Source organism: Aeromonas sp. R3-1 (assembly GCF_040908345.1).
GTDB lineage: Bacteria > Pseudomonadota > Gammaproteobacteria > Enterobacterales > Aeromonadaceae > Aeromonas > Aeromonas veronii.
On record NZ_JBFODN010000127.1, the window covers coordinates 1 to 18,179 of the forward strand.

Annotated in this window: 16 protein-coding genes and 1 pseudogene; 10 read left to right on the forward strand and 7 right to left on the reverse strand. The window is 56.3% G+C overall.

Annotated features, from left to right (window positions below; all coding sequences use genetic code 11):
- From AB5Y85_RS07620 to AB5Y85_RS07640, 5 genes and pseudogenes are all read left to right on the forward strand, one after another.
- Positions 1-102 (forward strand): annotated as a pseudogene (locus AB5Y85_RS07620) (hydroxymethylglutaryl-CoA lyase); the annotation flags it as partial.
- Positions 103-104: 2 nt separating this feature from the next.
- Positions 105-515 (forward strand): MerR family DNA-binding transcriptional regulator, encoded by a 411-nt coding sequence (locus AB5Y85_RS07625; RefSeq protein WP_031227613.1) that lies wholly within the window; start codon positions 105-107, stop codon positions 513-515.
- Between the two features lie 36 nt (positions 516-551).
- Positions 552-1,313, forward strand: coding sequence for an ABC transporter substrate-binding protein (locus tag AB5Y85_RS07630; RefSeq protein ID WP_202002449.1), 762 nt, complete (start codon positions 552-554; stop codon positions 1,311-1,313).
- Between the two features lie 52 nt (positions 1,314-1,365).
- A complete protein-coding gene (locus tag AB5Y85_RS07635) occupies positions 1,366-4,368 on the forward strand; it encodes a DUF748 domain-containing protein (protein ID WP_368221307.1) in 3,003 nt (1,000 codons plus the stop codon).
- Between the two features lie 224 nt (positions 4,369-4,592).
- Positions 4,593-5,189: a GPR1/FUN34/YaaH family transporter gene (locus AB5Y85_RS07640; RefSeq protein ID WP_005336948.1), complete on the forward strand. Its 597-nt coding sequence runs from the start codon at positions 4,593-4,595 to the stop codon at positions 5,187-5,189.
- 81 nt (positions 5,190-5,270) lie between these two features.
- Here AB5Y85_RS07640 and AB5Y85_RS07645 read toward each other — a convergent pair whose 3' ends face one another.
- Positions 5,271-6,035, reverse strand: a complete 765-nt coding sequence (locus AB5Y85_RS07645; protein WP_257687749.1) for a zinc-dependent peptidase — start codon at positions 6,033-6,035, stop codon at positions 5,271-5,273.
- Positions 6,036-6,111: 76 nt separating this feature from the next.
- Positions 6,112-6,549: a GNAT family N-acetyltransferase gene (locus tag AB5Y85_RS07650; protein ID WP_257687740.1), complete on the reverse strand. Its 438-nt coding sequence runs from the start codon at positions 6,547-6,549 to the stop codon at positions 6,112-6,114.
- 348 nt (positions 6,550-6,897) lie between these two features.
- Between AB5Y85_RS07650 and AB5Y85_RS07655 the strand changes: the two genes are divergently transcribed.
- Entirely contained in the window at positions 6,898-8,397 is a 1,500-nt protein-coding gene (locus AB5Y85_RS07655) for a sodium:alanine symporter family protein (protein ID WP_005360093.1), read from the forward strand.
- Between the two features lie 183 nt (positions 8,398-8,580).
- On the opposite strand, the gene AB5Y85_RS07660 is transcribed toward AB5Y85_RS07655, so the two are convergent.
- From AB5Y85_RS07660 to AB5Y85_RS07680, 5 genes are all read right to left on the reverse strand, one after another.
- The gene (locus AB5Y85_RS07660) at positions 8,581-9,360 is read right to left on the reverse strand and encodes a tyrosine-type recombinase/integrase (protein WP_257687739.1); all 780 of its coding nucleotides are present in this window, start codon (positions 9,358-9,360) and stop codon (positions 8,581-8,583) included.
- Between the two features lie 372 nt (positions 9,361-9,732).
- Complete coding sequence (locus AB5Y85_RS07665; RefSeq protein WP_257687738.1) at positions 9,733-10,557, reverse strand: hypothetical protein; 825 nt, start codon at positions 10,555-10,557, stop codon at positions 9,733-9,735.
- Between the two features lie 175 nt (positions 10,558-10,732).
- Positions 10,733-11,617, reverse strand: coding sequence for a BRCT domain-containing protein (locus AB5Y85_RS07670; RefSeq protein ID WP_257687737.1), 885 nt, complete (start codon positions 11,615-11,617; stop codon positions 10,733-10,735).
- A gap of 101 nt (positions 11,618-11,718) precedes the next feature.
- Complete coding sequence (locus AB5Y85_RS07675; RefSeq protein ID WP_257687736.1) at positions 11,719-12,381, reverse strand: LexA family transcriptional regulator; 663 nt, start codon at positions 12,379-12,381, stop codon at positions 11,719-11,721.
- Positions 12,382-12,562: 181 nt separating this feature from the next.
- The gene (locus tag AB5Y85_RS07680) at positions 12,563-13,369 is read right to left on the reverse strand and encodes a crotonase/enoyl-CoA hydratase family protein (protein WP_257687735.1); all 807 of its coding nucleotides are present in this window, start codon (positions 13,367-13,369) and stop codon (positions 12,563-12,565) included.
- Between the two features lie 168 nt (positions 13,370-13,537).
- Here AB5Y85_RS07680 and AB5Y85_RS07685 point away from each other — a divergent pair, with 168 nt between their 5' ends.
- The 4 genes from AB5Y85_RS07685 (at position 13,538) to AB5Y85_RS07700 (ending at position 18,035) form a co-directional block, all read left to right on the forward strand.
- Positions 13,538-15,325 (forward strand): putative nucleotidyltransferase substrate binding domain-containing protein, encoded by a 1,788-nt coding sequence (locus tag AB5Y85_RS07685; protein WP_257687734.1) that lies wholly within the window; start codon positions 13,538-13,540, stop codon positions 15,323-15,325.
- 2 nt (positions 15,326-15,327) lie between these two features.
- Positions 15,328-15,954: a 3'-5' exonuclease gene (locus tag AB5Y85_RS07690; protein WP_236353060.1), complete on the forward strand. Its 627-nt coding sequence runs from the start codon at positions 15,328-15,330 to the stop codon at positions 15,952-15,954.
- Positions 15,955-16,059: 105 nt separating this feature from the next.
- Entirely contained in the window at positions 16,060-16,371 is a 312-nt protein-coding gene (locus tag AB5Y85_RS07695) for a DUF485 domain-containing protein (protein WP_005336970.1), read from the forward strand.
- Between the two features lie 11 nt (positions 16,372-16,382).
- A complete protein-coding gene (locus tag AB5Y85_RS07700; protein WP_307772320.1) occupies positions 16,383-18,035 on the forward strand; it encodes a cation acetate symporter in 1,653 nt (550 codons plus the stop codon).
- The last annotated feature ends 144 nt before the right edge of the window (positions 18,036-18,179 follow it).

Here is an 18,179-nt window from a genome sequence, read left to right on the forward strand (position 1 = left end):
GCTCGCCCCAACGGCTCGCGGGTCGGTCAGGCCCTGCACGCCAATGCCGAGCGACTGCGTGCCCGCCTCTGCCAACCAAACGCCCAGCAACAGGAGTCATGACCATGTCCCGTTCCCTGCCCGGCAAGGAGATCACCTACAGCATTTCGGAGCTGGCCCACGAGTTCGATGTCACGCCGCGCACCATCCGCTACTACGAGGATGAGGGGCTGCTCACCCCGCTGCGGGAGGGGCAAACCCGCATCTACAGCCATCGGGACAAGATCCGGCTCAAGTTGACTCTGCGCGGCAAACGGCTGGGGTTTAGCCTGGCCGAGATCCGCGAGCTGTTCGATATGTACGACACCGACAAATCGAGCAAAACCCAGCTCCACTCCATGATCCAGCTGATCGAGACAAAACGCGGCGTGCTGCGCCAACAACTGGAGGATATCCAGATGGTGATGGCCGAGCTGGAAGCCGCCGAGCAGCGCTGTGTTAATTCCCTTAACAGCTTGAAAACTGGCGCAGATTAACCGAATCTGGGAGCAAGCTATTGCCTTGGGGATCCCATGAGATATTGGTGCTGGTTTTTGCTCTTGTTCAGCCTCTCTGGCTGGAGCCATCCCCTCATCAAGGTTGGCGGATACCCCTATGCCCCCTTTGTGGTCAAACTCTCCGATTCCCGCTATGAAGGGCTGACGCTGGACCTCATCGCCAAGCTAAACGAGATCCAGCAAGAGGTAAGATTCGTGTTTGTTCCCACCTCGGCCGCCAACCGTTACAAGGCGCTCGATCTGGGCCGTTTCTCGCTGATGCTGTTTGAAGACAGCAAGTGGGGCTGGGACACAGATAAATTCAAGATGACAGCCCCCTTTCTCGGTGGTGGTGAGGTCTATGTGGCCCTGAACAAAACGGGCCGGGATCAGCGCTTTTTCGATGACCCCTCTCGGCATCATCTTATCGGGGTGACCGGCTACCACTACGGCGTCGGCCAGTTCAATGCTGATCCCCTCTACCTGCAGCGCAAGCTCAATATCACCCTGGTCAAAGACAACGTCAGTGCCCTGCAAGCGCTACTCAAAGGGCGTGGTGAAGTAGCCATTCTCAACGTTTCCTACCTTAACCAGTATCTGCTGGCCCACCCCGACACCGCCGACCAGCTGCTGATCTCGCAAAAATGGGATCAACAGTATCAACACCGCGCCATCCTTCACCCTGAGGCCCCCATTACCCCTGCCCAGCTGGAACAGTGGCTGGCAGCGCTGCAACAAAAGGGTGAACTGGATCGCCTTTGGACAAAGTACGGCGTACAACAGCACGCAACCCCATGATTACTATCCAGCTTTTCTGTACCATGGCGGGAACCAAATGGGAGTGCACCAAATGAACACCACCGAGCCCGCGTCCCCCAAGCTCCGCTTGCTGCGCTACCTTGCCTACGCTTTCCTGCTGCTTCTTATCCTGATGACCCTGCTGCTGTGGCAAACCCCCCGTCTGGTCCAGCGCTATCTGCCCGGCTGGCTGGCTGAGCACTATGGTCTGCAACTGACGCTGGGGGAGATTGACGTAGGGCTGCGCAACCCTTCTCTCACCCTCGGCGCGACCGCCCTGCTCGATGCCAAACAGCAGCCCATCATCGGTTTTGAGCAGCTTTTTATCACCCCAAACCTGCAAGCCAGCTGGCAGCAGAAAGGGGTCGTGCTTTCCACCGTCACCCTGACCAAACCCGTGGTGCTGCTGCAACGGCTGGCAGACAAAAAAGGGGAGGTTCGACTCAATCTGACCGATGCGCTGGCGACCCTGCTCGCCCCTGCGCCCTCCCCCGAGCCCGAACCAGCCAGTGCCCCGCTATTGGTCGATATTGCCAGTGTCAATGTCACTGACGGCCATGTGCGCTATCAGGATCAACGCAAGGAGAGCGAACCCGGCTGGTTGCCGCCCCTCAATCTGGAAAAAGTGACCCTCAAGCTCGATAACCTGCGTACCGAGGCAAACCATCCGACCGCCTATCAGCTGAGCGCCGCCATCAACGGCAAAAGCAGCCTCGCCGCTGATGGCAAACTCGATGTGATGAGCGGCATGGGTCAGGGCAAAGCGAGCCTCAAACAGGTCGACCTGAAACCCTTCGCCCCGCTCTGGGCACCCTATCTCAAGCTGGATCTGGCCAAAGGCCACGCCAATGCAGAGCTGGAGTACCAGCTTAAAGAGGGCAAGCAAGGGGTACTGTGGCAATTGTCCAAAGGCAAGCTGACGCTGGACAACTGGCAGCTTAAAAAACACCAGGGCGACGAATTTGCCCGCTTCGGCCAGTTGGCCCTTAGCGAGCTGGCAGTCGATGGCCAGAAACAGTCGCTCCAGATCGGCAAGGTCACTCTGCAACAACCCCTGCTCAAGGCCACCCTCAACGCACAGCAGGAGCTGGATCTGGCTGACTTGCTGATTGAACAGGCCCCCGCCAAGCCCGTCAAAGGGGCCCACGTCGCAAACGAGGTGGCCAACAATGCGGCGCCCAAGTCGGCACAACAAGCAAAGACAGCCGGTAACGGCAAGAAACATGCGCCAGACAAACCCTGGCAGTGGCAGATCAAGCAGATCCTTATCGACAAGGGCGATCTCACTCTCACCGAATCGAGCAGCGGCAAACCGCAGGCACGCCAGCTCTCCGGCCTCAAGCTGGCGCTGGGGCCGCTGGGCAGCAAGGGGGAGCAACCGAGCAATCTGACTCTGGCCACCCAGTTCAACCAGAACAGCCCCCTCACCTTTGATGGCCAACTGACCCTGACTCCTTTCACCTTAAGCGGCGACATCAACCAGCAGGGGCTCCCCCTGACGCTGGCACAGCCCTATCTGGCCGATCTGGTACGCATCAAGGTGCAAAACGGGCTGCTGAGCAGCAAGACCAGACTTGATCTCGCCACCACCGCCCAGGGAGATCTGAGCAAGCTGACCCTGCAGGGGGGGCTCGATGTCAACGGGCTCAAGGTGGTCGATCGGGCAGACAATCAGCGGCTGCTGGAGTTCAACACCCTAGCTCTCACCGGTCTGACGTACGACGGCATCAGCCAGCAGATGCGGATCAAGGACATTGCCCTGAACAAGCCCTTCGCCCGCATCGAGATCAACGAAGATGGCACCACCAACCTGCAACAGCTGCTGTTGCCACAACCGGCGGCAACCAACAACCCTCACGCGACGGCTGGCAGCAAGGCTCCCGACTTTCGTTTCACCATCGATCAGCTGCGCACCGAGCAGGGCAACCTGCGCTTTGCCGATCGCAGCCTGAGCCAAGATTTTGTGGCCGATATCGCCTCGCTGGGCGGCCAGAGCCGCCATATCAGCAATATTCCGGGGCAACGCTCCGATCTCGCCTTCAACGGCAAGGTGGATCGCTATGCGCCAGTGACCATTCGCGGCGGTACCAACCTGCTGGTGGCCAACCCGATCCTCGACATCGCGGTCGCTTTCCACAATCTGGAGCTCACCACCTTTACCCCCTATTCGGGCACCTATGCCGGTTATGCCATCGACAAGGGGCAGCTCTCCATGAAGCTGCACTACAAGCTGGAGGGCAACCGGCTGGAGGGGGATAACGACATCACCATCAAGAAGCTGCAACTGGGCGAGAAGATCAAGAGCGATCAGGCCAAGGATCTGCCGCTGGGGCTGGCCATCGCCCTGCTGAGCGATGCCAACGGGGTGATACAGATGAACCTCAAGGTGAAGGGGGATCTCGATCAACCGGACTTCAGCATCGGCAATATCTTCTGGGATGTGCTGGGCAACACACTGAGCAAGGCGATCACCTCCCCCTTCTCCCTGCTCGCCTCGCTGGCCGATAGCACCGAAGATCTCGACGAACTTCCCTTCCTGCCGGGGGAGCCCGATCTCACCCCCACCCAGCAGGAGAAACTGGTCAAGCTGGCGCAGGCCCTCAAGGATAGACCCAAGCTCAGCATGAACATTCGCGGCAAGGTCAACTTCAACGAGGAGCGCCCCATCCTGCAACGGCAAAAGCTGGAGCGGGTACTGGCCAAGCTCACCGGCAATCAGGCGGATCTCGACCTGCTGGAACAGGACCCCGCCCTGCAAGAGGCGCTGGCCCAGGCCTATGAAGAGCGCTTTGGCGAAGATCTGGATGATCTGGCCGATCGGCTCCATCTGGATGAAGAGAGCGCGGCACTGCGGGCCCAGGCGGTGATCCTGCTGCGGGATCAGCAGTTCATCACCGCCAAATCCCTGCGCAATCTCGCCATGCGCCGGGCGCAAAATACCAAGGAGTTTCTGGTCGACAGCCAGGGGATCGCCCCGGAGCGGCTGTTCGTGCTCGACAGCCAGGTAAAAGAAGAAGACAAGGAAGCCAAAGTGATCCTGACACTGGATCAGTAAGGCCGCCGCACTGCGCAAATGCGTAATAAAAATACAACCCCTCAACTATTTTGACACCTTTTGCTCACCAAACAGCCTGTCTTGGTGAGCATTTGGCCTCTGATGCAAATAATCACGTGGTTTTTTTACGATTTATCCCCCTTGCCCCCTTGCGGGCGCGCCACAGCCTGCCTAAAATCGCGCGTCTTTTGTTAACCCCCACCTCTATTTTTGGAGAACGCCACGTGAGCGAAAAATTGGCCAACCCTGCCCCTCTGGGTCTGATGGGTTTCGGTATGACCACCATCCTGCTGAACATCCATAACGCAGGTTTCTTCCCCATCAGCGCCATGATCCTGGCCATGGGCCTGTGCTACGGCGGCATCGCCCAGATCATCGCTGGCATCATGGAGTACAAGCGTGGCAACACCTTCGGTGTGACCGCGTTCACCTCCTACGGCCTGTTCTGGCTGAGCCTGGTGTTCTTGCTGATCATGCCGACCATGGGTCTGGCCGAAGCCACTCCGCACGCCTACATGGGCTGGTATCTGCTGATGTGGGGCATGTTCACCCTGTTCATGCTGGTTGGCACCATCAACTACCCGCGCGCCAAGCAGTTCGTATTCGCCTCCCTGACCGTGCTGTTCTTCCTGCTGGCCGCCCGTGACTTCACCGGCAGCACCCTGATCGGTACCATCGCCGGTTTCGAAGGCATCATCTGTGGCGCCAGCGCCATCTACCTGGCCATGGCCACCGTGATCAACGAGCAGTTCGGCCGCACCGTAATGCCGATCGGCGATCACAAGAAAGCCGCCGCAGTACAGCTGAAAGCCGCTGCCTGATAGGCAAGCCACTCAGATTGTGAAAAAGGCACCCTCGGGTGCCTTTTTGCTATCTCGAATAACCGTTCAACAGATCGGTTATCAGCTCAGTGACTTGGCGTCCACCTCCCCCGCCAGCAAGCGGGTCGCGGGAAAACGCTGCGCGGGATCCTGGCTAAAGAACTGGCTCAGTTGCCGGTATACCGCGGGATAGACCTGCTGCAGCCGCAGCGGATCGGTAAAGAAACACTCGCAGCTGACGGCAAAAAACTCGGCGGGATGTTCGGCGGCATAGGGATCGATATCGGTCACTTCGTCCCGATCAAGCTGCTGGCACAGCGCATCGAAGGCGCTCTGAAATGCCTGTTGCCAGAGCTGGCTGCTCATCTGCCCCGGCAACGGCGGTGCTCCATCCGCCTCACCACCCAGCATGTCGAGCTTGTGGGCCAGCTCGTGGATCACCAGATTAAAGCCGTCCCAGTCGCCATCTTGCTGCAGTTCGCTCCAGGCCAGCACCAGCGGCCCTTGCGGCCAGGATTCACCTGCGTTCTCCTCTTCAAACTCGCTCACCAGACCGAACTCATCCTGCACCTCCTGACGCCGGGTGACGGGTTCGGGAATGATGATGATTTCGTGAAAGCCGCGATACCAGTCAAGGCCAAGGTGCAAGATGGGCAACGCCGCCTGCAGCGCCAGCACCGCCTGTTGACGGCGGCTGAGCTCGACCCCGATCAGGGTCAGGGTCTTGCGCTTGAGTAGCTGTTGCCCCAACCCGATAAGCGTCGTCTGCTCGGTGTCGCTGAGCCCTTGCAAGATGGGCACTGCCGCCAGCGCTTGACGCCACAGTGCCAACTCATCCTCACTCATGGGCGTTTGCGGGCGACCACCCAGCCATTTGAACCATCCCAGCACGCCTACTCCTTCTTTTGATGCAAACAACAGGTCACAGCAGTTTGACGAACCGTTTCGGCCGCTCCTGATAATCCTGCGCCAGATAAAAACGGTGGGCCGCCTCGCGCTTGAGACTGCTGGAAAGCTCCAGCTGGGCGCAACCTGCGGCCCGCGCCATCGCTTCTGCTCCTTTGAGCAAGGCTGCGCCCACTCCCGCCCCTCTTGCCCCTTCATCGACAACCAGCGCCGAGATCAGGCCCCAAGCTGGTGCAACATGCAGCGGTGCCAGCTTGTGCCACACCAGCACGCCGACCACCTTGTCGCCCTGGGAGGCGAGCAGCACAACGCTCGCGGGATCCAGCGCCAACAGGCGCGCCGTCACGTCAGCGCCTTCGGCAGGATACCCCAATTGGCTGAACAGGTGGGCGATGGCACTCCCGTCGTCGGCCTCAGGGGGACGGATCGTCAACGTCTCAGGGTCATTTTTCATTGTTGGCCTCATGTTTGCTTTCCATTGTGTTACGCCCGTCACATTGTCCGGCGCAGATCAACAAGGAGGATCTCATCTTTACTCATAGAAAACGCTGCCTGCCATTATCCCCCCACCCTTGTCAATTCACAAATTTGCAACAAGGCAACATTTTTCGCTGGGAAGCACCGATACAACTCGATATGTTACAAGCCATGCATGGCGCGTGTTTGCGCTCTGCTTAACCCCTCAACCTCGCGCTCATTTGTTAACTGGATTGTTAACAAACAGGGCCGAAAACAGTGACAGAGAGCGAGGCCAAGATCTCGCCAAGACAGCGCCACAAACACAACAAAGGAGTTGTTGTACATGAATGAAATCGTCAATGCCATCAATGGTGTAATCTGGAGCCCTGCGCTCATCTACCTGTGTCTGGGGGTCGGTCTTTACTTCTCCCTGCGCACCCGTTTTTTGCAACTGCGTCATATCAAAGAGATGGTGCGCCTGATGTTTGATGGCAAGAGCACCGATGCCGGTGTCTCCTCCTTCCAGGCGCTGGCCATGACCCTGGCCGGTCGTGTGGGTACCGGTAACATCGCCGGTGTGGCCACCGCCATCACCTTCGGTGGCCCGGGCGCCCTGTTCTGGATGTGGATGGTCGCCTTCCTCGGCGCCAGCTCTGCTTTCGTGGAGTCCACCCTGGGTCAGGTTTACAAAGAGAAGATCAACGGCGAATACCGCGGCGGCCCGGCCTTCTACATCGAGAAAGGGCTTGGCATGAAGTGGTACGCCTGGACCTTCGCCATCGCTACCGTCTTCGCCTGCGGCGTGCTGCTGCCGGGGGTGCAAGCCAACTCCATCGGCTCCAGCCTGCAGACCGCCTTTAATATTGATCCGAACGTCACCGCCGCCGGTCTGGCGCTGCTGCTCGGCTTTATTATCTTCGGCGGCGTCAAGCGTATCGCCAGCTTCGCCAGTACCGTGGTGCCCTTTATGGCGCTGGGCTACATCATCGTGGCTTGCGTCATCATCGCCCTCAATATCGGCCAGCTGCCGGGCGTGATCCTGCTGATCTGGAAGAGCGCCTTCGGTCTGGATGCCGGTTTCGGTGCCATTCTGGGTCTGGCCATCATGTGGGGGGTAAAACGCGGGGTCTACTCCAACGAAGCGGGTCAGGGTACCGGACCGCACGCCTCCTCTGCGGCGGCAGTGAGCCACCCGGCCAAACAGGGTCTGGTGCAGGCGTTCTCCGTCTATATCGACACCCTGTTCGTCTGCTCCGCCACCGGCTTTATGCTGCTGATCACCGGCCTCTATAACGTACAAGGGCCGGACGGCGCTGCCATCTACACGGGTATTGCCGGTATCGCAGCAGGCCCGGGCTACGTGCAGACCGCCATGGAGAGCATGATGCCGGGCTTTGGCAGCATTTTCGTGGCCATCGCGCTGTTCTTCTTCGCGTTCACCACCATCGTTGCCTACTACTACATCGCCGAAACCAACATCGCCTACATCAACCGCAAGATAAATCGCCCCTGGCTCACCTTCTTGCTGAAGATTGCGCTGATGGCTGCCACTGTCTACGGCACCGTCAAGACTGCAGATCTGGCGTGGGGCATGGGTGATATCGGGGTTGGCCTGATGGCATGGCTCAACATCATCGCCATCCTGCTGCTGCAAAAGACCGCCTTCACCTGTCTGAAGGATTATGAAGCGCAGCAGGCACAAGGTATTGACCCCGTATTCCACCCGGAGAAGCTCGGCATCAAGAACGCCGATTACTGGGTGGGCAAACGCTCCGAAGAGAACCTGGAGCGGGAGAAATCGGGCCATCAGTTCGAGCCGGATCAGGATCGCAAGACCTCCTGAACCAGAACGACATAAGACATCAATAAAAATGGCAGCCTCGGCTGCCATCTTTATTTCTTTAACTTCAATGTATTACATAAAAATCAAGGAGTTGAGTGCCACACAAGGGGACACTTTGGGACGTGAAAAGACACCAAAATTGGCAAAATGTGGACACTTTTCCACGCCCATTCTCAGGGAAGATCAAGCTGGTTGAAGATGGTTTTCTAGCGGGTTGAAGCGGACCGCATCATTCAGATAATCCGGTGCAAAGTGGGCATAAGTCATGGTCTGATGAATGTTCTGATGCCCCAGAATTTTTTGCAGTGCCAGGATATTGCCACCCGCCATCATGAAGTGAGAAGCGAACGTATGGCGCAGCACATGAACCGCCTGCCCTGCAGGTAGATCTGGTGCAACTTGCTTGATCACATCACGCACCAGCAGATAGTCAACGTCTTTGAATAAGAGGCCACGATGAATACCCAGGGTGATCTCTTTCGCCAAGGCGGCCGAGATGGGTACAGTCCTGTTCTTGCCGTTCTTGGTGTTGATGTAGGTCACCCGGCTGGCAATCACATCATCCCGTCGCAGCCCAGTCGCCTCGCTCCAGCGGGCCCCTGTAGCCAGACACAACTTGACCACCTTCTGGTTGTCACCTGTCAGTGCTGCCAGCAGGCGGTTTATTTGCCGAGCCTGCGGATAGCCCAACGCGGCATCCAATTTGCGCAATCGGGTAATGGCATTTACTCCCGACTTCAGAGTCTGGCCGTGGTAGCGCCACCAGAGTTCGATAAGCTCGGAGAGCGTCCGGTTATCTGCCGGGCGCTCCACCCACTCTTTGTTGTGCTCGGTGGCGATCACCCAGCGCTCAAACTGCTGCGCCTCGGACTTGGTCTTGAAGCGCTTGCGGATCCGCTTCCCTTCCCTCCCCTGCGGACGGATATCAACTAGGTATCCCTCAGGCGTGGACTTGATGCTCATCGTTCCTCCTTATACTGGAAGGCTCTCAACGTGCCTTACGACTCACACATCGACACAGCTCCCAACCATGCCCTCCCGATCTAATCCGACCTCCATCAGGAAACAGTGATTTTACACAGCGCTCAATTCGAAAAATCATTGTTCAACTCGAATACCTGCATACATTATAATATTTGGAGGAGTTGCATATTATCGAAGTTTTGGTGGGAAAGTTAAAAAATTGAAGAATCAAATGGAAGAGCCATCTTCTTATTGACTCTTCCTTTAACAAGGTAACTACCATATATAAATAACTTAGGGGATCACTTATTTTAATGGGGCGTACATTTACATTTCAAATAAATTTTATATGATAGCGAACTCAACATAAACTCATTCGATACCCCATTCAACTTTAACATTCTTAGCATTATAGCCAGCTTCTTTGAATAAACTCAGTAAGTATTTGACTACTTGTTCATCAAAGTGGTTCACGTTAACAATAGACTCAAGCCTATCCGCGTATACGCAATATAATTTCTTTACCATCCCAGTAATTTCCTTTCTTTTTTCATCATCATTAAATATATAGCCGCCTGTTTCATATTTCTTTAAAGCACTTAACATATAATATGACTCATTCATTGCATCAGCCTTATATAATAAATACACGATTGTGTTTGCATGTTCAGCAGGTAACGTTTCAAAGGCTCTCTCACTTAGCTCAACATGGTTACTTTTAGTGAACAAAAGATAACTAGCCAATACAAATGCAGGAACATCATATATTATTTTAGTAAAATAAGGCAAATCTTCATCATGAGTAAGAATTTTTGTTTCTGGTGACACCTCATTAACGCGCTCTAATTTACCCATTATTTCAGATTTCAATAAATCTGTCTTTTCATGCAGGGTTTTGTTAGACAAACTAATATCTGACATCATACTTTTCACTTCACCAGACACTATATCAGGGAGAGAAGAAAATTTTTCTAAAACTATAGGAAGTTGAGTAACCACATGCGTCACATCTTTTGAGGTTGCATCTATGTGGGTTGTGATATCTGTCAATCTAAAAATCTCTCTTGATATAGATTCAGAGGTTGCTTGTTGTGATTGGGTCTGAACAAATGAATATATGATTGCCAAAACAGCCAATATTATTGAAACTATTGTTCCCGCAAATGATACATATGCCAAAACTTCACCACTATTCATCGACTCAGTAGTCCAATAATGCAGAAGCAGTTGAATCAGGACTATGAGCACACATACCATTACCCACTCCCGAGTACTCATTTTTTTCTATTTTTACACTCACATTGCTCTGCCATTTTTCTCACCTTATTTAATTGCAACGCAGATTTTTATTAAAAAATTTTCTATAAATTATTTAAAGAGGCTCTGATGCAATCCGAATCCAATCTTCTTCATTGATGATCTGGATATCCTGTCCTTCTTCCTTCGCTTTAATTGCAGCTTCTATCTTGCGTCCGTGGCTGGTAAACATCCAATCTCGGCTAGCAAGACTCCCAACTATCAGCACATTTACCTTTTTGGTAATCGCTTTCGCTGGTTCTGCACCTAGTAATTTGGCTTGTTGTTCCAGATTGTGGCGGGTATCGGAAAGGAACTTACCAGTAAAGCAGACTGTTTTGCCTTGGATGCTCATCACATTGCCGTCGGCAAAATACTCTGTGGCCATTCCCGCTGCGAGGCCAGATTCAGTAAAGCGCTGACCAGAGATCTGTTTGACCAACTCCAGCAGGTCTTCACGCTCCTCGTCAGAAATCTTGCCATCTGCCAGAATATCGTTGAGGCGATTGAATAGCAGGCTACCCGGCCATGAGGCCAGCAAGTCACGATGCTTGAGCAGTAACGAGCTAAGTGCCATCACTTCTTGTTCTACGATATTGCTATCGGCACTGATGCCTTGTAGAAAACCAAGCAACATGTTGACTAACGCATCCATGTTGTCGTGCTCAATTTCGTTATATTGCAACACATCATTGAGCAGGCTCAGCAGGTCTTCTTTTTCATCTGACGTGATGACACCGTCTTCGAGAACGTCATGGATGAGATCTTGAATATCGAGGAAATCGCCATCTTTTTTGAACTCGGAATCCGATTTCAACCAAGTGGCCATAAAGAGTATTTCAGTGCCATTAAGGCGTTGGTCGGCAGTTAGACCGCTCAAGATACCGTGGAGGCTGATCAACGCTTTTTGTTTATTACGCTTGTAACCAAATGACATTGGCACATCATTGAACTCTGGCATGTTTTCTCCCTAAAACGTCTCTACCGCTCAAGCATGTCGTCCAATGTTATTTTCGTCTTGGCGTGGCTCTAAGCTGGCAACGGATACAAAAACAGAGCGCATTAGCGCCCTGTTTGTCTTTTTCTATAAGATCTGTGTTCTACCATCACACCGATGATCTGGATGTGCTGCCGGTCGGAGTGCATGGTGGGATAATCGTCATTGAGGGGAACCAGTTCAAACACCTCTAGGCCGCTCTCGTCTATGCCGCGGGGCCGGTACTTTTTGAATGTGGCCTCGTCGCTGCCGTTCTTGGCCACGACGTAATCCCCTGGCTGGGGTGACTCATCAGGATCAACGATGATGAGATCCCCTTCTTTGAACTGCGGCAACATGGAATCACCGCGCAACCACAGGCCAAAGCCGTAAGGGCCTATCTCTCCCCCGGCCGATACATATTCGACATTGCCATCGAAGGTGGTTGCCTGCTCGCACATCTCGCGCCAGTTACCGGCCTGGACATAACTGAGGATCGGAACCCTGTTACCTTGCGGGATCACTGCAGGTTCCACGTTCAAAAGCTCAGGGGAGCCCTTCCCCGTAGCAAGCCAATGTGCGGACACTCCAAACACCTTGGATAACTGGGCCAAGTTGTCGCCACTGGGAGAGTGCTCATCGTTCTCCCACTGAGAAATGGATGACTTTTTTACACCAATGAGTTCACCCAGCTTTTGCTGGGTAAGTCCATGTTTTTTCCTGAGTTCTCTAATGCGTTCACTTTTCATAGTTCAGTAATCTAAACAATTTTCAGCCTAAAGTGCTTAACCCAAAAGTCCAGACTATTTAACTTCACGTAAGATTAAGTCATTTGAACCCCGTTCAGCAAGCAGAACATTGAAGTGAGCATGAAAACTGAATTAACCGTCGACTACTTCGGCACCAAGGCAGCCATGGCTAATACCCAGCTCAAAGCGCATTGCGGCGAGGCCCGAAGGGCAGCCGCCAGCGAAACAGGCTGTTAAGGGTAGCCCGCCACTGATTGGGTCGTCCCAGGATCTGCTTTTGCAGCCGAGTTTCCTCTTTGAGCATCGCCTCATCGCTGCGGGCCCAGGCCTGGCTGTAAAGCTGCTTGATCCCCGCCAGTGCATCCGGCGACTTGGTGATAAGGGTGCGGGCAAACTCTCGTGCCTCCACCAGCGGATCGGCGCAGACCCGACTCACCATCCCGAGAGCTTTGGCTTCGACGGCATCCAGCTCGCGCCCGCTCATGGCCAGCTCCATGGCGGTATCCACTCCCATCAGGTTGCGCATGGTGACGCTGCCACTCATGTCGGGAATGATGCCCCACTTGATCTCCATCACCGAGAAGCGGCAATCGGGGGTGCTGAAGCGAAAATCGGCCCCGAGCGCAATCTGCAAGCCACCGCCAAAACAGACTCCCTGGGTCACCGCAATCACCGGCACAGGCAGCTGATGCCAGCCATAGGCAACCCGCTGGGCCAGATTGGTCGCCTCGTCTGCTTCACGCTTGAGGATATCGAGCGCCGCCACCGGCTGTCTCAGCATGGATTTCACATCCAGCCCGGCGCAGAAGGCCCGCCCCTCGCCGTGCAGGATCACCGCCCGCAGCCCCTTGTGCTGAGCGAGTTGCGTCAATGTCTCATCGATGGCACTGAACATGGCGCGATCCAGCGCATTGAGTTTATCCCCCCGAGTCAACATCACTTCGGCAATCCCGTCGTGGATCTCGCACTTGATCCTTGGTTTTTCCATCTCCCTTATCCTCTCCTTGATCCCTGAAACTGACTCACTGGTCATACCACCACGTTATCAGAGTGTGAACAGGCGGTACAGCTGAGACTAAAGTCGGCTGGTCGCCTCCCCCTCCCTTTGTCACACTGGGAGCTGCATGAGTGCCGCAAGCCAGCAGAGGACGCTGTCATGTCAACCCTGTTCAATTTTGCCAGACCACCGTTCGACCGACTGGATGAGGAGGCGCGCGAGCGACTCTCCCGTCACCTCTCGCTCTGCTATTTTCGGGCCGGGGATCTGCTGCTAAAAGAGGGGGACGAGCCTCCCGGCCTCTATCTCATCATCAAGGGGGCGGTGGAAGAGTCTGCCCCTCACCACCAGTTTGGTGATTACGGGGTCGATGATCTGTTCGATGTGCGCGCCCAGTTTGACGGCCGCTGCCGCCACCGCTTCACCGCGCTGGAAGATAGCCTCTGTCAGCTCATCCCTCGCCACACCTTTCTGTCGCTCTGTGAGCAGGATCCGCAGTTTGCCAGCTACTTCACCGCCAATCTGGCCGAGCGTCAGCGCCAGCAAGAGCAGCGCGAACAGCTGGGTCAGAAGAATCTGGCGGAATTTATCCTGACCCGCATCGAACCCGGCCACCTGCAGGCACCGCTTATCGTCGACAGCAAGCTGTCACTGCTGGCGGCGACCGAAGCCATGGTGAGCAAGGGAACCGATTGCCTGCTCTACCCGGCCCACGACGGCTCCCTCACGCTGGCAACCCGCAAGACCTTGCTCCACGCCCTGACCCTCAAGGGATTGCCGCTGACGGCCCCCCTCTCGGTGCTGACCCCCACGCCCCTGATTGGTCTGCCGCTGGAGAGCTATCTGTTTGATGCCCTGCTGCTGATGACCCGCCATCGCATCAAGCGACTGGTGGTGTGGCGCGGCAATGAGGTGGCGGGGATCCTGCAACTGACTCAGGTGCTGGGGCTCTTCTCTACCCACTCCCACGTGCTGACGTTGCGTATCGCCCGAGCCGACAGCCTGCCGGCGCTGGAGGCGGTGGCCCGCGAACAGCAACAATTGACCCGCTCCCTGTTTGCCCAGGGGATCCACACCGCCTTTTTGATGAAGCTCATCGCCACTATCAACGAGCAGCTGATCGCCAAAGCCTTTGCGCTGGTGATCCCCCCCGAGGTGCAGGATAAGGTTTGCCTGCTGATGCTGGGCTCGGAGGGGCGCGGCGAGCAGATCCTCAAAACCGATCAGGACAACGCCCTGATCCTGCCAGAGGGGCTGACATGGCCCACCCAGACAGCCGATCTGGCCGAATTCAGCGCCCTGCTGGAGCGCCTCGGCTACCCCCTCTGCCCCGGGCAGGTGATGGTGAACAATCCGGCCTGGGTAAAAACAGGCTGCGAGTGGCAAAGCGCTATTGCCAGCGCCTGCACCACGGCAAAAGAGGATGAGCTACTCTGGCTCGCCACCTTGGCCGATGCTCACCCCATCGCGGGGGATCGACAGCTCCATCTGCCGGTTGCCAGAGCGCTGCGCGAGCAGTTGGCGGACAGACGGGATCTGCTGGCGGAGATGGTGCGACCGGCAGTAGCTTTTCATGCCCCCCTCACCCTCTTTGGCAGGCTGGAGCAGCCACCGGAAGGGCTGGATCTGAAGCGGGGCGGCCTGTTCTCGCTGGTGCACGGCATCCGGATGCTGGCCCTTGAGGCAGGCATTCTGGAGACTTCAACCCTGGGGCGTATCGATGCGCTGGTGGCCGCCGATCGGCTCAGTGCCGACTATGGCAGCAATCTGGCAGAGGCGTTCCGGCTCTTTATCCGGCTTAGGCTGCGCAGCCAGCTCAAGGGGGGCAATAGTCGGGTGCAGACAAGCGAGCTTAGCCACAGCGAGCGGGATCTGTTGCGTCAGGCGCTGCATCAGGTTAAGAAGTTCCAGCAGTGGCTCACCTTGCACTTTCGTCTGAGACAATAGCCATGTTGAGCCGCGTTCGACGCTACTGGTATGGCCGTGCGTTCCGAACGGGCGAGTTCGCGCCGCTCTTTGCCACCCCACTGGAAGATGAACGGATCGCCCTCGATTTCGAGACCACCAGTCTCGATCCCGAGCAGGCCGAGATCGTCTCCATCGGGGCGGTGCGCATTCAGGGCAACCGGCTGCTGACCGGCGAGGCCCTCGCCATCAAGGTACAGCCACCGGCCAGCCTGACCAGCCAATCTGTGGTGATCCACGGTCTGCGCCATCAGGATCTGCAACAGGGGATGGAGCTGGAAGCCGCGCTGCGCCTGCTGCTCGACTTTATCGGCCCCCGTGAACTGGTGGGCTATCACATCGCCTACGACCTGCGCATTCTCAATCTCGCCTGCCAGAAATTGTGGGGATTGACCCTGCCCCAGCGAGGGATCGAGGTGAGCCAGCTCTATCACGACCACCTCTATCGCCGCTATCCCGATGCGGCCATTGACCTCCACTTGAGTGCCATCTGTAGCCACCTTGAACTGCCATCCCTGCCCGCCCACGATGCCCTTGCCGATGCCACCACGGCCGCGCTCATCTACCTGCGCCTGACCTGCGGCTCGCCGCTCACTTATCCCAAAGTCTAATTGTCGAGAAATAACATTTAATTCACATTTTGCTTACATGAGCAGATTGCCTGCTCGTCGGGGTTACCCCATCCACCGCTGACACTCATGTCATGGAGAACTGCAATGGAACAGCAAAGCTATCTGAGGATCCAGCAAGATCCCAACTTCCAGGAGCTGGTCGCCAAGCGCCAGCGTTTTGCCTGGGCCCTCTCGGCTCTGATGCTGGGACTCTACCTGGCGTTTATTCTGCTCATCGCCTTTGCCCCCGGTTGGCTGGGCACCCCGCTCAGCGACAGCACCACCGTCACCCGTGGCATTCCGGTCGGGGTAGGACTGATCCTCTCCTCCTTCGTGTTGACCGGCATCTATGTGTTTCGGGCCAACGGCGAGTTTGACGAGCTGAATCAGAAGATCCTCAAGGGAGTGCAGTCATGAGCGCAAAAAGCATGAAAGGCAAGTGGCTGCTGTTGGCCTCACTGGCCTCCTCCCCCCTGCTGGCAGCGGATGCGCTGACCGGCGAAGTACAACGCCAACCCCTCAATGTATCGGCCATCGTGATGTTCGTGGTCTTTGTGGCCGCCACCCTGTTCATCACCTACTGGGCCTCCAAGCGCAACCGCTCGGCTTCCGACTACTATGCGGCCGGTGGCCGTATCACCGGCTTCCAGAATGGTCTGGCCATCGCCGGTGACTATATGTCCGCCGCCTCCTTCCTCGGGATCTCCGCGCTGGTCTACACCTCCGGCTACGATGGCCTGATTTACTCCATCGGTTTTCTGGTGGGCTGGCCCATCATTCTGTTCCTGATCGCCGAGCGGCTGCGCAACCTTGGCAAATATACCTTTGCCGATGTCGCCTCCTACCGTCTCAAGCAAACTGAGGTGCGCACCCTCTCCGCCTGCGGTTCGCTGGTGGTGGTCGCCCTCTACCTGATTGCCCAGATGGTCGGTGCCGGCAAACTGATCGAGCTGCTGTTTGGCCTGCAATACCATGTGGCCGTGGTGCTGGTCGGTATCCTGATGGTGCTCTACGTGCTGTTTGGCGGCATGCTGGCCACTACCTGGGTGCAGATCATCAAGGCAGTGATGCTGCTCTCTGGGGCGTCCTTCATGGCCATCATGGTCATGAAATCGGTCAACTTCGACATCGGCGCCCTGTTTAGCGAAGCGGTCAAAGTGCACGAGAAAGGCTCCGCCATCATGAGCCCGGGCGGGCTGGTCTCCGACCCCATCTCCGCCATCTCGCTCGGTCTGGCATTGATGTTCGGTACCGCGGGTCTGCCCCATATCCTGATGCGCTTCTTCACCGTGAGCGATGCCAAAGAGGCGCGTAAATCGGTGTTCTACGCCACTGGCTTTATCGGCTACTTCTACATCCTCACCTTCATCATCGGTTTTGGCGCCATCCTGCTGGTGAGCACCAATCCGGCCTTCAAGGATGCCACCGGCGCCCTGCTGGGCGGCACCAACATGGCAGCCGTCCACCTGGCTGATGCAGTGGGTGGAAGTCTGTTCCTCGGCTTCATCTCTGCCGTGGCATTTGCCACCATTCTGGCGGTAGTCGCCGGATTGACACTGGCCGGCGCCTCTGCGGTCTCCCATGACCTCTATGCCAGTGTGTTGAAGAAGGGCAAGGCCAACGAGACCGATGAACTGCGCGTCTCCAAGATGACGACTCTGGTACTGGGTGTGGTTGCCATTGGTCTGGGGATCCTGTTCGAGAAGCAGAACATCGCTTTCATGGTGGGTCTGGCCTTCTCCATCGCCGCCAGCTGCAACTTCCCGGTACTGTTCCTCTCCATGTTCTGGTCACGCCTGACCACCCGTGGCGCCGTCTATGGTGGCTGGCTGGGACTGGTGAGCGCCGTAACCCTGATGATCCTGGGCCCGACCGTGTGGGTGAAAGTGCTGGGCCATGCCCAGGCCATCTTCCCCTACGAATACCCTGCCCTCTTCTCCATGGGGTTGGCCTTCGTCGGGATCTGGTTCTTCTCCATCACCGACAGCTCCCAGAACGCCGCCGACGAGCATGCCAAGTTCCTGCCGCAGTTCGTTCGCTCCCAAACCGGGCTGGGTGCCTCTGGCGCCACTTCCCACTAACGGGCAGCCATCACGCAAAAGCCGGCTTCATGCCGGCTTTTTTTATTGTCATGTCCCGTCCTGAATATGGTTTACACCTTTCCCCCCAATAAATGGAGAGCCCGATGGGACAAGGTGTGAAACGGACACAGCGCGATTACTCGC

Bases quoted from the DNA above. Each gene is read 5' to 3' on its own strand.
- AB5Y85_RS07625 (WP_031227613.1), top strand. From the start codon at position 105: ATGTCCCGTTCCCTGCCCGGCAAGGAGATCACCTACAGCATTTCGGAG.
- AB5Y85_RS07630 (WP_202002449.1), top strand. From the start codon at position 552: ATGAGATATTGGTGCTGGTTTTTGCTCTTGTTCAGCCTCTCTGGCTGG.
- AB5Y85_RS07635 (WP_368221307.1), top strand. From the start codon at position 1,366: ATGAACACCACCGAGCCCGCGTCCCCCAAGCTCCGCTTGCTGCGCTAC.
- AB5Y85_RS07645 (WP_257687749.1), bottom strand. From the start codon at position 6,035: ATGAGTGAGGATGAGTTGGCACTGTGGCGTCAAGCGCTGGCGGCAGTG.
- AB5Y85_RS07650 (WP_257687740.1), bottom strand. From the start codon at position 6,549: ATGAAAAATGACCCTGAGACGTTGACGATCCGTCCCCCTGAGGCCGAC.
- AB5Y85_RS07655 (WP_005360093.1), top strand. From the start codon at position 6,898: ATGAATGAAATCGTCAATGCCATCAATGGTGTAATCTGGAGCCCTGCG.
- AB5Y85_RS07660 (WP_257687739.1), bottom strand. From the start codon at position 9,360: ATGAGCATCAAGTCCACGCCTGAGGGATACCTAGTTGATATCCGTCCG.
- AB5Y85_RS07665 (WP_257687738.1), bottom strand. From the start codon at position 10,557: ATGAATAGTGGTGAAGTTTTGGCATATGTATCATTTGCGGGAACAATA.
- AB5Y85_RS07670 (WP_257687737.1), bottom strand. From the start codon at position 11,617: ATGCCAGAGTTCAATGATGTGCCAATGTCATTTGGTTACAAGCGTAAT.
- AB5Y85_RS07675 (WP_257687736.1), bottom strand. From the start codon at position 12,381: ATGAAAAGTGAACGCATTAGAGAACTCAGGAAAAAACATGGACTTACC.
- AB5Y85_RS07680 (WP_257687735.1), bottom strand. From the start codon at position 13,369: ATGGAAAAACCAAGGATCAAGTGCGAGATCCACGACGGGATTGCCGAA.
- AB5Y85_RS07685 (WP_257687734.1), top strand. From the start codon at position 13,538: ATGTCAACCCTGTTCAATTTTGCCAGACCACCGTTCGACCGACTGGAT.
- AB5Y85_RS07690 (WP_236353060.1), top strand. From the start codon at position 15,328: ATGTTGAGCCGCGTTCGACGCTACTGGTATGGCCGTGCGTTCCGAACG.
- AB5Y85_RS07695 (WP_005336970.1), top strand. From the start codon at position 16,060: ATGGAACAGCAAAGCTATCTGAGGATCCAGCAAGATCCCAACTTCCAG.
- AB5Y85_RS07700 (WP_307772320.1), top strand. From the start codon at position 16,383: ATGAAAGGCAAGTGGCTGCTGTTGGCCTCACTGGCCTCCTCCCCCCTG.